This window comes from Marinobacter sp. 1-4A (genome assembly GCF_016597725.1).
Classification (GTDB): domain Bacteria; phylum Pseudomonadota; class Gammaproteobacteria; order Pseudomonadales; family Oleiphilaceae; genus Marinobacter.
In genome coordinates, this window is sequence record NZ_VCGY01000001.1 from 384,092 (window position 1) to 397,791 (window position 13,700).

The 13,700-nt window shown below is 53.6% G+C and carries 13 protein-coding genes; 2 read left to right on the forward strand and 11 right to left on the reverse strand.

Going from position 1 to position 13,700, the window contains the following annotated elements:
- Nucleotides 1-2: 2 nt before the first annotated feature.
- The 8 genes from FE845_RS01685 to FE845_RS01720 form a co-directional block, all read right to left on the reverse strand.
- Nucleotides 3-830 carry an aminotransferase class IV gene (locus FE845_RS01685; RefSeq protein ID WP_200361392.1) on the reverse strand — a complete coding sequence of 276 codons (828 nt, stop codon included), beginning with the start codon at nucleotides 828-830 and terminating at the stop codon, nucleotides 3-5.
- Between the two features lie 6 nt (nucleotides 831-836).
- Complete coding sequence (gene fabF / locus FE845_RS01690) at nucleotides 837-2,084, reverse strand: beta-ketoacyl-ACP synthase II (RefSeq protein ID WP_200361399.1); 1,248 nt, start codon at nucleotides 2,082-2,084, stop codon at nucleotides 837-839.
- Nucleotides 2,085-2,222: 138 nt separating this feature from the next.
- Complete coding sequence (gene acpP / locus FE845_RS01695; RefSeq protein WP_012136033.1) at nucleotides 2,223-2,456, reverse strand: acyl carrier protein; 234 nt, start codon at nucleotides 2,454-2,456, stop codon at nucleotides 2,223-2,225.
- Between the two features lie 135 nt (nucleotides 2,457-2,591).
- Nucleotides 2,592-3,335: a 3-oxoacyl-ACP reductase FabG gene (gene fabG, locus FE845_RS01700; protein ID WP_200361401.1), complete on the reverse strand. Its 744-nt coding sequence runs from the start codon at nucleotides 3,333-3,335 to the stop codon at nucleotides 2,592-2,594.
- Between the two features lie 60 nt (nucleotides 3,336-3,395).
- Nucleotides 3,396-4,334 carry an ACP S-malonyltransferase gene (gene fabD / locus FE845_RS01705; RefSeq protein ID WP_200361403.1) on the reverse strand — a complete coding sequence of 313 codons (939 nt, stop codon included), beginning with the start codon at nucleotides 4,332-4,334 and terminating at the stop codon, nucleotides 3,396-3,398.
- Between the two features lie 105 nt (nucleotides 4,335-4,439).
- Nucleotides 4,440-5,441 carry a phosphate acyltransferase PlsX gene (plsX, locus tag FE845_RS01710; protein ID WP_200361405.1) on the reverse strand — a complete coding sequence of 334 codons (1,002 nt, stop codon included), beginning with the start codon at nucleotides 5,439-5,441 and terminating at the stop codon, nucleotides 4,440-4,442.
- Between the two features lie 43 nt (nucleotides 5,442-5,484).
- Complete coding sequence (gene rpmF, locus FE845_RS01715; protein WP_200361407.1) at nucleotides 5,485-5,664, reverse strand: 50S ribosomal protein L32; 180 nt, start codon at nucleotides 5,662-5,664, stop codon at nucleotides 5,485-5,487.
- A gap of 103 nt (nucleotides 5,665-5,767) precedes the next feature.
- A complete protein-coding gene (locus tag FE845_RS01720; RefSeq protein WP_200361408.1) occupies nucleotides 5,768-6,322 on the reverse strand; it encodes a YceD family protein in 555 nt (184 codons plus the stop codon).
- Nucleotides 6,323-6,456: 134 nt separating this feature from the next.
- On the opposite strand from FE845_RS01720, the gene FE845_RS01725 reads away from it, so the two are divergent.
- Nucleotides 6,457-7,053, forward strand: coding sequence for a Maf family protein (locus tag FE845_RS01725; protein WP_200361410.1), 597 nt, complete (start codon nucleotides 6,457-6,459; stop codon nucleotides 7,051-7,053).
- A 17-nt stretch (nucleotides 7,054-7,070) separates the two neighbouring features.
- Here FE845_RS01725 and FE845_RS01730 read toward each other — a convergent pair whose 3' ends face one another.
- Genes FE845_RS01730 through rluC form a run of 3 tightly spaced genes read right to left on the reverse strand, consistent with a single transcriptional unit; the run spans nucleotide 7,071 to nucleotide 9,845 of the window.
- Complete coding sequence (locus FE845_RS01730; RefSeq protein WP_200361412.1) at nucleotides 7,071-8,096, reverse strand: S49 family peptidase; 1,026 nt, start codon at nucleotides 8,094-8,096, stop codon at nucleotides 7,071-7,073.
- A 37-nt stretch (nucleotides 8,097-8,133) separates the two neighbouring features.
- Complete coding sequence (locus FE845_RS01735) at nucleotides 8,134-8,781, reverse strand: HAD family hydrolase (protein WP_200361414.1); 648 nt, start codon at nucleotides 8,779-8,781, stop codon at nucleotides 8,134-8,136.
- Nucleotides 8,781-9,845 (reverse strand): 23S rRNA pseudouridine(955/2504/2580) synthase RluC, encoded by a 1,065-nt coding sequence (rluC, locus tag FE845_RS01740; protein ID WP_200361416.1) that lies wholly within the window; start codon nucleotides 9,843-9,845, stop codon nucleotides 8,781-8,783. The genes FE845_RS01735 and rluC overlap by 1 nt, the downstream gene beginning before the upstream one ends.
- A gap of 610 nt (nucleotides 9,846-10,455) precedes the next feature.
- On the opposite strand from rluC, the gene rne reads away from it, so the two are divergent.
- Entirely contained in the window at nucleotides 10,456-13,698 is a 3,243-nt protein-coding gene (gene rne / locus FE845_RS01745) for a ribonuclease E (protein WP_200361418.1), read from the forward strand.
- Nucleotides 13,699-13,700: the final 2 nt, after the last annotated feature.

The following is a 13,700-nucleotide window of genomic DNA, read 5'->3' on the forward strand; positions in this document are numbered from 1 at the left end:
AATTATTCCAACAGTTCGAGAGGATTGAAGATTGTCGCAACTCCATCATCTGCAGGCAAATCCTGACCAGCGAGTTGACGCACGGGAACAACACCCAAAACGCTGTTCAGAAGGTAAAGCCCCTGACAATCCGGAGCCATAACATCCCCGATACCCATGGCGCGCTCTATAACAAGCTCCCCCTTTGCACGGAGTCGTTCCAACAACCACTGCCGCAGTATACCGGCGACGGCAAGGCTTTTGGTGGGCGGGGTAACCCAGCCATTAGGCACCTTGAGAAGTAAGTTGGTACGGGTACCCTCAACCAGATTCCCGTCATTGTCAGCCATAATGACTTCAAACAGCTCACCTTCAATCTCTCTAGCAGCCATCACTTGTTCCAGCCGGTTGAGTGATTTGATGCCGGTAAGCAGAGGGTTCACCGTGAGCGGAACTCGGGAGAAATCCACCGCAACACCTGAGGGGGACGGCAATGCAGGCATGGGGCTAGAGGACACGATTAAATTCGGCCGCATACCGGCACCGGGCTGGTACCCACGCCCCCCCTCCCCTCTGGTTAGGGTCAACTTAAGAATCCAATCGTCACCCGCTTTACCAGTGTATCGAGCAGCATAACGGCTGACGGCGGTGCTGTAGGCTTTGCTTAGATCCCTGAGTGCGACGGGGATGCCTAACCTTCCCGCATCCCGAACCAGACGGTCGAGGTGGCGCGATAAAAGCACACCTCGATGGCCGTGCATTCTTATGGTTTCGAAAAGGCCGTCACCGTATGCAGCGCCTCGGTCACCTGCGGGAAAGCCACTTTCATCAGCCCAATACAGGTTGAACATAGCGCTTTAGCCTTCGAAGCGGCGCATAATCAAAGTGCCGTTGGTTCCACCAAAGCCAAAGGAGTTAGACAAAACCACACGCACGTCGGATTTGCGACAGGTGTTAGGTACAAGATCCAGATCGCAACCTTCATCCGGGTTGTCGAGATTAATCGTTGGCGGCAGCACACCATCGCGTATGGCCAGCAGCGAAAAAATAGCTTCAACGGCACCGGCGGCACCCAGCAAATGCCCGGTCATGGATTTGGTGCTACTCATAGCCAGTCGGGCCGCGTGACTGCCAAATACACGCTTGGCCGCGGCAATTTCGGCCACATCGCCGACCTGTGTTGAGGTGCCATGGGCATTGATATAATCAACATCTTCGGGTTTCAGGCCCGCATCCCGCAGCGCATTCTGCATTGACCGGGCCGCCCCCTCACCGGCTTCCGGCGGCGCTGTAATGTGGTGAGCATCATCACTCATGCCAAAACCAACAAGCTCACCATAAATAGTGGCTCCACGCTTTTTAGCATGCTCCAACTCCTCCATGACTACGACGCCAGCACCGTCGCTGAGCACAAATCCGTCGCGATCCTTATCCCATGGACGGCTCGCTTTCTCGGGCTCGTCATTCCGGGTTGAAAGCGCGCGGGCTGAAGCAAATGCAGCAATGCCTGTGCGAGTGGTTGCCATTTCAGAGCCACCGGCCAACATGACATCCGCATCGCCATAGGCAATAGTGCGGGCAGCGTAACCGATATTATGTGTACCCGTGGTACAGGCAGTCACGATGGCAATATTCGGTCCACGATATCCGAAACGAATGGCTGCATTGCCTGAGATCATGTTGATAACGGAGGCTGGAACAAAGAACGGCGACACCTTGCGCGGGCCAGACTTGTCCATTGTCAGCACGCTTTTTTCGATGTATTCCAGCCCGCCAATACCGGAACCGATAGCAATGCCCGCCCGATCGAGATCCAGAGCTTCGTAATCCGCTAGTCCACTATCATCAACGGCTTGTTGGGCTGCGATCAAACCATAGTGAATAAACGCATCCAGCTTTCTAGCTTCTTTGGAGGAGAGATAAGCCTCCAGATCCAGATCTTTGATTGCACCACCAATGCGAGTGTTGTACTCAGACGCATCAAAACGGTCGATCATTCCGATTCCGCTGCGCCCAGCTAAAATGCCGTCCCAAGAAGACGCAACATCGTTTCCTAATGGAGACAGCATTCCCATACCAGTGATAACAACCCGCCGTTTACTCATAACTCCACTCACCTGATCGTTTCATCTATCGGCATTACTGAAGGGACCCGAAGTACGGGTGATTTTCGGCAATAAAAAAGCCGTCCTTCACTGAATGACAAGGACGGCTTTTCGCCTGGCTAACTAAACTGCAGAGTATCAGGTATGCGCGACGATGTAGTCGATCGCGTCCTGAACACTGGCTAGCTTCTCGGCTTCTTCGTCAGGAATTTCAGTTTCGAATTCCTCTTCCAGTGCCATCACCAGCTCAACGGTGTCCAGTGAGTCAGCGCCAAGATCCTCAACAAAAGAAGATGAGTTCTGAACTTCGGACTCTTTAACGCCCAGCTGTTCACAAACAATCTTCTTAACGCGCTCTTCAACTGTACTCATAATGTCCTCACTTTGTGTATCTACCAAGCAACTCAAGTGCTGCCAGTTTAGTGTAAACCCTACCTGCAAACAAGCAGGGATCCGGTTAAACATGTTGTGCGACAAGGAGTTGCGCACGAGCCCCGAAACTGGAGCTTATCCCATGTACATCCCACCGTTTACATGAATGGTCTCTCCAGTCACGTAACCGGCAGCATCCGATGCCAGAAAAGCAACAATAGCCGCTACTTCTTCCGGCTGCCCCAAACGACCCGCGGGTATGATTTCCAGCATAGCCTCGCGTTGCTTGTCGTCCAGTTTTTTTGTCATGTCTGTGTCGATAAATCCGGGCGCAACGCTGTTTGCCGTAATGCCTCGATTCGACATTTCTTTAGCCAGACTGCGAGTAAAGCCCTCAACACCAGCCTTTGCGGCGCAGTAATTGGCCTGTCCGGCATTCCCCATACTCGCCACCACGGAACTGACGTTAATAATGCGACCCCAGCGCGCTTTAGCCATACCCCGAATAACAGCTTTACTCGTACGGTACACGCTTGAGAGGTTGGTTTCGAGCACCGATGCCCAATCGTCGTCCTTAAGCCGCATCAGCAGATTATCACGGGTGATACCCGCGTTATTGACCAAAATCAGGGGTGCTGCTGACTTCTCGGCTATCTCTTTCAAACCCGCTTCAATGCTTTCGGGATCAGCCACGTTCATTACAATGCCATAGCCATTGGCGCCAGCGGCTTTCAGTGTCTCTGTAATGGTTGCTGCGCCATCGGCGCTGGTGGCAGTGCCCACTACCTCCGCACCCTGACTAGCAAGGGCCAGAGCGATGGCTTTTCCGATTCCACGGGTAGCACCGGTTACCAGTGCTGTTTTGCCTTCCAGAGACATTATAGGACTCCCTTTTATCACGACTTTTCAAAACGTTTTCAGAATGCTCTCAAGACATTCTTATGACTGTTCAAATGCAGCAAGCGCAGCCTTCAGTGATTCAGGATCTTCCATGCCATGAACGGCAAGTCCTCGATCAATCCGCTTGGCCAGCCCGGCAAGTACTTTGCCAGTGCCACACTCAAGAGCAACCTTAACATCGCTCCCAACCAGAGTGCGCACCGAATCAGTCCATAGCACCGGCGAATAAAGCTGCTTTATGAGATTAGCCTTCAGTGTAGCCGAATCTGTAACAGCTGCAGCGTTAACATTCTGTATTACAGGAATGACAGCATCGTTAAAACGAACGTCATCCAGAGCCTGAGCCAATTCTTCTGCGGCATCTTTCATTAGGGCGCAGTGGGAGGGAACACTAACTGGCAAAGGCATGGCTTTGCGGGCGCCTCTTGCCTTGCAGGCTTCAATGGCGCGCTCAACTGCTGCAGCCGACCCCGCAATCACCACCTGTCCAGGCGCATTAAAGTTCACTGCGGACACCACATCGCCGTTGGCCGCCTCTTCACAGGCCGCAACAACGTCCGCATCTTCCAGTCCAAGAATAGCCGCCATCTTGCCTTCGCCTGCAGGAACGGCTTCTTGCATCAATTCGCCGCGCAAGCGCACAAGTTTGACAGCTTCAACAAAATCGAGGCTTTCAGCCGCCACTAGCGCGCTGTATTCGCCTAAGCTGTGGCCCGCCAGAAAATCCGGTCGCGGCCCACCCGCCACAAACCATTCCCGCCATAGTGCAACACTGGCCGTCAGCATTGCTGGCTGGGTATTCATAGTCTGATTGAGTTCTTCCGCCGGGCCTTTCTGGCATAGATGCCACAGATCGTAGCCAAGCACGTTAGACGCTTCAGCGAAGGTTTTGTTGATCATGGGCCAAGAATCGGCAGCACCGGATAGCATGCCAACCGATTGGGAACCCTGTCCGGGAAATATAAAGGCTGATTTCATAAGCGGGATCTTATCGTTATTGGAAGTTTCAGGAGATTAGCCAATAGTACAACCTGACTGATGTTTGCGCGAGTAAGCCGGGCCAAACGGCCAAGCTTTAGGCTTTCAAAGCATCAGATCATCAAGGCGCTCATTAATGCGCCTTGGCACTTCAAGCTCAACTTCACGAACCGCCTGACGAATGGCGGCCAGCATAGCGCGTTCATTGGCATTGCCATGGCTTTTAATAACCACGCCCTGAAGGCCTAGGAGACTCGCGCCATTATGGCGGGAAGGGTCCATCAAGCGCAGAAGACGCCCAATGATGGGGCGAGCCAGCAGGCCCACAAAGCGGCCATATAGCGTGCGGGTAAATGCTTGCTCCATAAGCTCAATCAATAGCCCGGCGACACCTTCTCCGGTTTTCAATGCAATATTGCCCACAAAGCCATCGCACACCACCACATCCGCGACATCGCGGAACAAATCACTACCCTCTACATAGCCGATATAGTTAATCGAATCACACTGGGCAAGCATATGGGAGGCTAAACGAACCTGCTCATTGCCTTTTATTTCTTCCTCTCCCACATTCAGCAAAGCTACGCGGGGTTCGCCCTGACTGCAGATTGCCGAGGCCATCAAAGAACCCATCAAGGCATACTGATAGAGGTTCTCGGCGCTGGAATCCACGTTGGCACCAAGATCAAGAACGTGGCAGCGCCCTCTTAACGAAGGTATCAACTTGGCTATCGCCGGGCGTTCAATACCCGGGTACATACGGATGATAGAACGGCCAAACGCCATCAAAGCACCGGTATTACCCGCACTGACACACCCTTGAGCTTCGCCATCACGAACCAGACTCAAAGCAATCGCCATAGACGAATTTTTCTTATGCCGAAGTGCATGGGACGGGCGCTCATTCATACGCACAACATCTGCGGCTTCAACAATTCGGATTCGCGGATGCCCATCATGCAAAAAAGCCTCAAGTTCACTCCGGATTCCCACCAGAATGAAACTTAAGGCTTTATTTTCGCGCACCGCTTCGAGAGCTGCAGCAACGACTACTGCGGCACCCCGATCACCACTCATGGCATCAATCGCTATGGTAACCGGTTTCACCGTTTGGCCATTCGACTGAGGGTTGTGCGGTAATGCAACGAGATTACTCGTCGTTAGACTCGATTACCTGCTTACCGCGGTAAAATCCGTCTGGAGACACGTGATGACGGCGATGAACTTCGCCGGTTGTTGAATCAGTGCTCAGAGCTGCAGTGCTGAGAGCATCGTGGGCACGACGCATGCCACGCTTGGAACGAGTCTTACGGTTCTTCTGTACAGCCATGGTTCTACTCCTGACCTGTTAACGTAAACTTTACTTTAATAGGGTTACGAATAACGTGTGTTCGTTGATTGCGCCGGTCTTCAGCAGAAGGCCCACGCCCTAATTAATGCTTTGTATTCTTGAGTCCTGCTAACACGCTGAACGGGTTGTCGGCTTGCTTCTTCTCTGGCACTTCAGAAGAACCATCTGGCTCATAAGCTTCCAACTCTTCACTCGCAGGGCAGTCACCCCGGTCATGAAGCGGATAAGGAGCCAACACCAGCAGCAACTCGTCTTCGGTCATTGACCACAGATCCGCACTGAAATCATCAGTCAGAAACGGCTCAAGATCTTTTGGTAATCCTTGCGCCTGTTCATCGCTGGTCACCAGCCCCAGTGTAAACCGGGAAGCCAAAACAGACTTCATAGGCCCCATGCAGCGCTGACACTCCAGATTAACCGGAGCCTCCAATTCACCCGTAACAATGCGGCGACGCTGGCTATCTTTATAAAAAGACAGCTTTACGCGACAGACAGCACCATCATCGAACCCCAAAACAGCTTCACGGAAACGAGGCAAGGCACCGAGAGGAATTTCTCCCTCCAGTAAGCTTTCGTGTTCCGCCAACTTGTACGGATCGACTATTTTTGGCAACTCGGCACTAGACGCATTTGACATAGGCGCGCAATTCTAGGGGCGAAGCTCGCCGCTGTCAAAGACTTCGTCGGCTTTTGCTCAAGGGTTCCGGTTTCCGTAGGTGTATTCTACGATATGCGCTTCAAGAACTGGCGCAAATTCTTAAAGGATCGCCCATGCCCCACAAACATTTGCTACTGGCTTCATCCTCGCCCTACCGCAAAGAGCTTCTTGCAAGACTTGGGCTCGCCTTCTCATGCGCCAGCCCAAGCATTGATGAATCCCCAATAAAAGGAGAGACCCCAAAAGAGCTAGCCATTCGCCTGGCTCGAAGTAAAGCCCAAGTTCTGGCTCCCAAGTACCCGGGGCACTGGGTTATCGGCTCGGATCAGGTGGCCACACTGCCCGACGGCACCTTGCTGAGCAAACCGGGAACCTATTCAAAAGCCATTCAGCAATTGGAGCAAAGCAGCAACAAGAGTGTGAACTTCCTAACCGGTCTGGCGCTTTTAGACGCCGACTCCGGAAAACTGCAAACCTGCTGCGAAAATTTTACCGTGCACTTCCGAAACCTGACTTCTCAGGAAATCGAGGCATACCTTCGCAAAGAAGAACCCTACGACTGCGCAGGCAGCTTTAAAATGGAAGGCCTCGGCATAACGCTCTTTCGAGAACTGCAAGGACAGGACCCAAACAGCCTTATTGGCCTTCCCTTGATCGCCCTCAACAATATGTTAATTGATTGGGGCAGAAACCCGCTTCTGGAAAGCTAGCGAGCCCGCCCAGATTATTATCGCAGCTCCAGACGCGACTCAACGAGCTGACTGGCAACACCCTGACCAAAAGACACGCCAAGCTGATCAACAAGATCGCGCAACGGACCTTTGCGACGGCTGTAGTCGATCAGTTCCTCCTGACCAACGATCTGCCTAGCAACATGGGATGCGCTGCCCAACCCATCCACAAGCCCAAGCTCAAGCGCCTGCTCTCCGCTCCACACCAGACCACTGAACAAGCGCTCATCGTTTGCCAGTCGATCACCGCGTCCCTGCTTTACGGCCTCGATAAACTGCTTGTGGGTATTCTCAAGCACGCTTTGCCAGAAATCCACTTCCCCCTCCTGCTCGGGAGAGAACGGGTCCAGAAACGCTTTGTTTTCGCCTGCAGTGTATAGCCTGCGCTCTACACCCAACTTATCCATAGCACCGGTAAACCCGAAACCACCGGCCACAACACCGATAGACCCTACAAGGCTGGCCCGGTTTGCGTATATTTCATCAGCTGCAGCAGCAATATAATAGGCACCGGACGCTCCGATATCCGAGATCACCGCATACACTTTCTTTTCCGGATACTCATCCCGCAACCGTTTGATTTCATCGTACACATAACCGGACTGCACCGGACTGCCGCCCGGACTGTTTATGCGCAAGATCACCGCTACAGCGTTATCCTGCTCAAACGCAGAGCGCAGAGACCCAACAATATTGTCAGCACTGGCAAGCTCATCTGCTGATATGGGCCCATTAATCTCGACAATTGCGGTGTGCTTGCCGGTTGTCGCTTCCAAACTGCCGCCAAACGGCGACCAGACAATAACCAGCAAAGCAAACAGATAGGCAAAGGTGAGAAACTTGAAAAACACCCCCCAACGTCGGCTACGACGCTGCTCGGACTGTAACGACATCACAAGTTTTTCAATCAACTTCCAATCGCGGCCGGATTCGGGCGGCAGGCGCGGCTGGTTTCGTCCGGAACGCGGCTCTACAGGTTTATCACCCCATTCCGGAGTTTTTTCAGAATCCCAGTCACTCATGCGTTTTTCCTGTTAGACGTAAATTCACCAAAATTACTTACAAACCAAGCACACTGCGAAGATCCGAAACTGAATCCACGATGGCGTGAGGCCCATAGCTACCAAGCACATCACGCTTATGCACGCCCCACTCAACCCCAATAGAGGGCATCCCAATACGCTGCGCCATCTCAAGATCGTAACGGGTATCACCAATCATAACGGCTTGTGTAGGCTCAATGCCGTAAAACAGAAGAATCTCCTCAAGCATGCGTGGATCGGGCTTGGACCGGGTTTCATCAGCACAGCGGGTAATATCAAAATGCGCACCCAGCCCACTGGAGACCAGTGCAGGATCCAAACCCCTGCGACTCTTTCCGGTTGCCACAGAACACCCGCGCCCCGAACTCTGAAGATCCAGCACCACATCCGCCATACCATCAAACAAGTTTTGTGGCGTTGTTACTTTACGAAAGAAGTAATTGGCGTAACCCTCTCGAATGGCCGTCATCTCATCGTGGCTGATACCGGGATACAGTCTCCCTAAAGCCTCCACCATGCCCAGACCAATAATATCTCGATAGGCCTCTCTCTCCAGTGCGGGGTACCCCAGCTCGGTAGCCGCTTGATGGAGACTTTCCGCAATATGGTCTACGGAATCCACCAGTGTGCCGTCCCAATCAAAAATAACAGCTTTAACATCCATTAACCTGCTCCCGTTGCACGCACTTCAAGCCTGCTCAGCACGTGACTGAATACGTCGTCATAAGGAGCCTCAAACCGAACCGCCTCACCAGTAACAGGCAAGGCCAATTCGAGAACCCGGGCATGCAGCATCAAGCGCTGACCGCCAACGGCCCGAAAAGCTTTGAGGCTTACATCATCCATATACTTGTCATCCCCCGCTATTGGATGACCGGCACAAAGGCTGTGTACACGGATTTGGTGGGTTCGACCAGTAATCGGAGACGCCTCCACCAGGCTATAGCCTTTAAAGCGCGCGAGACAGCGAAACGTTGTAAGCGATACCTTGCCTGCCTCATCAACTTTCACCCTGCGCTCTCCGTTCGGCATTTCATAACGCAACAAAGGCTCATCAACGCGGCCAAGTTTGTCGGGCCAATCTCCTGCCACCAGAGCATGGTACTGCTTGCGAATTCGCCGCTGCCGGAGTTCGTCTTGCAGGTACCGCAAAGCAGAACGTTTCTTGGCCACCATAACCAAACCGGATGTATCCCTATCCAAGCGATGCACCAGCTCAAGAAAGTGCGCTTCCGGGCGAGCTGACCGCAGCACTTCAATCAGACCGAAGCTGAGGCCGCTACCACCATGCACTGCTATGCCGGAAGGCTTGTTAACCACCAGCATCTGATCATTTTCGAATACCACTGCAGCTTCCACAACGCCCTGAACACGGCTTCCCGGGGCGGCTTGGGGGGCCTTTTCTTTTCGAACCACTGGCGGAATCCGCACTTGATCACCTGTTGCAAGGCGCGTATCAGGCTTTACTCTACCCTTATTTACCCGCACCTCACCCTTTCGGACGATGCGGTAAATGATACTTCTGGGCACACCACGAAGCTGGGCCAACAGAAAATTATCCAGCCGTTGCCCGTGGTTGTCTTCGTCAACCGTCACCCACAAAACACCCTGCTTAACCGGCTCCCGAGCGGGATCAGCTTTCCGCGCACCGGCACTGTGCACCGGGTGAGGCGTCGGTTTTCCGGCCCGAGCTTTAGCTGGCTTTCCGGTAGCTGGTTTGCGGGACATAAGATTCCTTTAAAAAGGTGACGTAACTGACGGCACGGGCAGGATTGAACGAGTACCTGATTGCTGTTATATTCCAGCGTGATCTGTCGTTTGTCTACGGCCTGACCAACTCTAGTCAGAAGCCGGAGCGGCAGAAGTATACCGACACTATTCAAGAGTTTGAACGCCGAGCGCCCAATCACTATCGGGCACGGCGTAAGAAATGCTTCCGAAGTGCCTAGGAATACCCGTAAAAGAACGGCGAACTGGCACCGGAAATAACTAAAACCGCGCGGAAAACCGCCGGGCGATATCGCGAAGAATCACTGCCACGCAAGGCCGGGCCGTCCAGCTTACGAATACGACGTGAGACCCAAGCGCTTGTGTGAACCTGAAAACGGATTATATGCGTCAACAGACAAGAACCCTACACGACACTTCGCTGCCATCAGGCAGGCGGTACGTTGTCGATGGTCTCAGACCAATAGGATCACACCCCGACAGGGAGTGATTCGTCTGTCCGCCGCTCCGCCCCTGCATTGCAGGGCTTGCGGCACGCACATCCTGCTTCGCAGATGCGACGCCTATCGGTTTTCTGTCAAAATCTAACGACAGGAAATCCACTTTTCCCATGAAAAGAATGCTCATCAATGCAACTCACCCAGAAGAGTTGCGCGTCGCCCTAGTTGACGGCCAACGCCTGTTTGACCTAGATATCGAATCCAGCTCACGTGAGCAGAAAAAATCCAACATCTACAAAGGCCGCATCACTCGTGTAGAGCCGAGCCTGGAAGCTGCATTTGTTGATTTTGGCGCTGATCGCCACGGTTTTCTTCCTCTAAAGGAAATTTCCAGAGACTACTTCAAAAAGTCACCGGGCCAAATCGAAGGCAAGGTAAACATCAAGGAAGTCGTTGCGGAAGGCCAGGAAGTTATCGTTCAAGTCGATAAGGAAGAGCGCGGAAATAAAGGCGCCGCCCTCACAACGTTTATCTCTCTAGCCGGTCGCTATCTCGTTCTAATGCCCAACAACCCCCGGGCTGGCGGCATTTCCCGCCGCATCGAAGGCGAAGAGCGGGCGAACCTGAAAGAAGCCATGAATCAGGTGCAAGTGCCAAAATCTATGGGCATTATCGTACGCACCGCTGGCATTGGGCGCACATCTGAAGAGCTGCAATGGGATCTCGACTACCTTGTACAGTTTTGGGAAGCGATTACTCAGGCCGCTGACGAACGCAAGGCGCCTTTTCTGATTCATCAGGAAAGCAACGTTATTATCCGCGCTGTCAGGGATTATCTACGTCAGGATATCGGAGAGGTTCTGATTGACTCGGAGGGCGTTTACGAGGACGTGCTGAATTTCGTTCGCGCCGTAATGCCTACGTTCGAGAACAAGATCAAGCTATACAAAGACGAAATCCCTTTGTTCTCCAGGTACCAAATCGAAGGTCAGATTGAAACCGCCTTCCAGCGGGAAGTAAAACTCCCCTCGGGTGGCTCGATCGTTATCGACCCAACAGAGGCGCTGGTGTCCATCGACATCAACTCATCCCGCGCCACAAAGGGTCAAGATATCGAAGAAACAGCCTTCCAGACCAATCTGGAAGCTGCAGAGGAAATTGCTCGCCAGCTACGCTTGCGGGACATGGGCGGCTTGATCGTCATCGACTTCATCGACATGACACCTGCCAGACACCAGCGCGAAGTCGAGCAAAAAGTGCGCGAAGCCTTGGAGATCGACCGGGCAAGGGTTCAGGTGGGCAAAATTTCCCGCTTCGGCCTATTGGAAATGTCCCGTCAACGGCTGCGCCCGTCCCTTGGAGAGACCCGCAGTGAAGTCTGCCCTCGCTGTGAAGGCCAAGGCACAATCCGTGGCATCGAGTCTCTGGCGCTGAGCATCATGCGCCTGATCTACGAAGAGTCCTCCAAGGATAAAACCGGAGAAGTCCGTGCAGTGGTGCCGGTATCTGTTGCCACTTTCCTGCTCAACGAAAAGCGCAAGCAGCTTGCAGATATAGAGGCCAACCAAGAAGTTAGCATTGTTGTCGTTCCAGTTCCTCACATGGAAACGCCACACTTTGAAATCTTGCGCATGCGCGACGACGAAACCTCGCCTGAGCACATTTCAAGCCATCAGGTAGCGCAGGAATACAGCGAGCGCGAAGAGGAAGTATTCGAGGCACCAACTGCTGACAAGCCAGTTCGTGAACAGGCTGCAGTAAGAGCCATCCGCCCGAGCGCACCCGCCCCGACTCCGGCTGCCACAGCTCCAGAAGCACAAGAAGCTGCCGAACAAGACGACGGCCTGTTCCGCAGGATCGGTCGCAAGATAGCATGCTTCTTCAGCGGCGAAGGTGAGCAGAGTGGCGAAACCCGCGAAAGCTCGAAAGCCAGCAACAATCGCGAAGACCAGCGCAATCAGGCTCGTCAGGACCGCCGTAAAACGCGCGTTGCCCGCGACAATCAGAGTTCCGGTGGAAATAAGCGTAACGGCAACGAACGCCGACAGGGCAACAACCAACAGAACCGTGGCGATGATAACCGCTCACGTGGTCGCAACCGCAACGACGACCAGAATCGCCCTAACCAGAACCGTCACCCGGCCGACAAAGGCACGGACAACAAGGGTTCTGATAGCAAAAATGCAGACAGCCGTGGTGGGGACAACCGCCGGGATAACCGCAAAGATGGATCGAGCCGTGGTCAGGGTCGTAACCGCCCACAGCGCGACGCAAAAAACAACGGTGATCAAAAAGACACTGCCCAGCAAGACGCACCTCAAAAGGCAACTGCTGACAAGTCGACGTCTGATGACAGTCGTCGCAAACCACGCCGTCCCCGTAACCGGGACGGTTCGCCTTCCGAAAGCCCGGCGTCTACGCCTGCGGCACGAAAGAATACCCGTAACGAGAGGCACCAGAAGGACACTCAGCCTGAAACAAGTAGCGACAACGCTAATGTGAAAGCTGCTGTCGTCTCTGAAAAGAGCGCTGATCAAGCAACGAGCAAGGCTCCGGCAACTCAGCAAAAACCATCAGTAGCCGAGAAGAAAGATCCGATAGCAAATAAGACAGATAAAACCTCCGCGCCGGAAAAGAGTGAGCAAAAGTCTTTGCAGGCACCAAGCTCACAGGCCCCTGTTGCCGGTGAAGCAAAGGTAAATGCCGAAGCGTCCGCTGAAGCAGTCGCACCAAAAGCTCCGACTGAAGAGACTAAAGCACCCTCTGCCCCCAAAGAGAAGGAGCCTTCGGTCCAAAGCGAGCAAGAGCCCACCGCCAAGCCTGACAACACGCCTTCCGCAGACGCTGAGCAGAAGCCAGACGTCGCGGCAGAGCAAAAGCCCGGTGCAAGCAAAGAAGCTCTAAAGCCCGCTGCAAAAGACGACGGCACCAAAGAGGCGAAAGAGGCCCCGGCCAAAGAAACGAAGGAGCCATCAGCTCAAGAGGCTAAGGCGCCGTCGGCTAAAGAAGGCAAAGAGCCCTCAGCCGAGGAAGGTAAAGAGCCTTCAGCCAAAGAAGGTAGAGAGCCTTCAGCCAAAGAAGATAGAAAGCCCTCAGCAGCTAAAGGCGAAGAAACACCCCCTGCCAAAGCCCAAGAGAGCTCAGCTGAGAGTGAAAACAAGGCTGCGCCTGCGCGCAAGCCGAGATCGGCACCTGCGAGAAGCCGAGCCAAAGCAGCGGCAGAAGAGCCCACGGCTAAGGCAGCTGAAATTAAAACTGAGGCACAGCAAAGCAACTCTGCATCTACGCCTGCTGACAAGCCATCCACTGAAACGATGGTTCCGGTCACTCCGGGTCGCGCATACAATGACCCTCGCGAAGTGCGCAAGCGTCAGCGAGCAGCCGAAGCAGCTAAAAAATCAGAGGGCAACTAATC

What these genes read in the sequence shown, in the direction of transcription:
- FE845_RS01685 (WP_200361392.1), bottom strand. Translation starts at nt 830, where the DNA reads ATGTTCAACCTGTATTGGGCTGATGAAAGTGGCTTTCCCGCAGGTGAC.
- fabF (WP_200361399.1), bottom strand. Translation starts at nt 2,084, where the DNA reads ATGAGTAAACGGCGGGTTGTTATCACTGGTATGGGAATGCTGTCTCCA.
- acpP (WP_012136033.1), bottom strand. Translation starts at nt 2,456, where the DNA reads ATGAGTACAGTTGAAGAGCGCGTTAAGAAGATTGTTTGTGAACAGCTG.
- fabG (WP_200361401.1), bottom strand. Translation starts at nt 3,335, where the DNA reads ATGTCTCTGGAAGGCAAAACAGCACTGGTAACCGGTGCTACCCGTGGA.
- fabD (WP_200361403.1), bottom strand. Translation starts at nt 4,334, where the DNA reads ATGAAATCAGCCTTTATATTTCCCGGACAGGGTTCCCAATCGGTTGGC.
- rpmF (WP_200361407.1), bottom strand. Translation starts at nt 5,664, where the DNA reads ATGGCTGTACAGAAGAACCGTAAGACTCGTTCCAAGCGTGGCATGCGT.
- FE845_RS01720 (WP_200361408.1), bottom strand. Translation starts at nt 6,322, where the DNA reads ATGTCAAATGCGTCTAGTGCCGAGTTGCCAAAAATAGTCGATCCGTAC.
- FE845_RS01725 (WP_200361410.1), top strand. Translation starts at nt 6,457, where the DNA reads ATGCCCCACAAACATTTGCTACTGGCTTCATCCTCGCCCTACCGCAAA.
- FE845_RS01730 (WP_200361412.1), bottom strand. Translation starts at nt 8,096, where the DNA reads ATGAGTGACTGGGATTCTGAAAAAACTCCGGAATGGGGTGATAAACCT.
- FE845_RS01735 (WP_200361414.1), bottom strand. Translation starts at nt 8,781, where the DNA reads ATGGATGTTAAAGCTGTTATTTTTGATTGGGACGGCACACTGGTGGAT.
- rluC (WP_200361416.1), bottom strand. Translation starts at nt 9,845, where the DNA reads ATGTCCCGCAAACCAGCTACCGGAAAGCCAGCTAAAGCTCGGGCCGGA.
- rne (WP_200361418.1), top strand. Translation starts at nt 10,456, where the DNA reads ATGAAAAGAATGCTCATCAATGCAACTCACCCAGAAGAGTTGCGCGTC.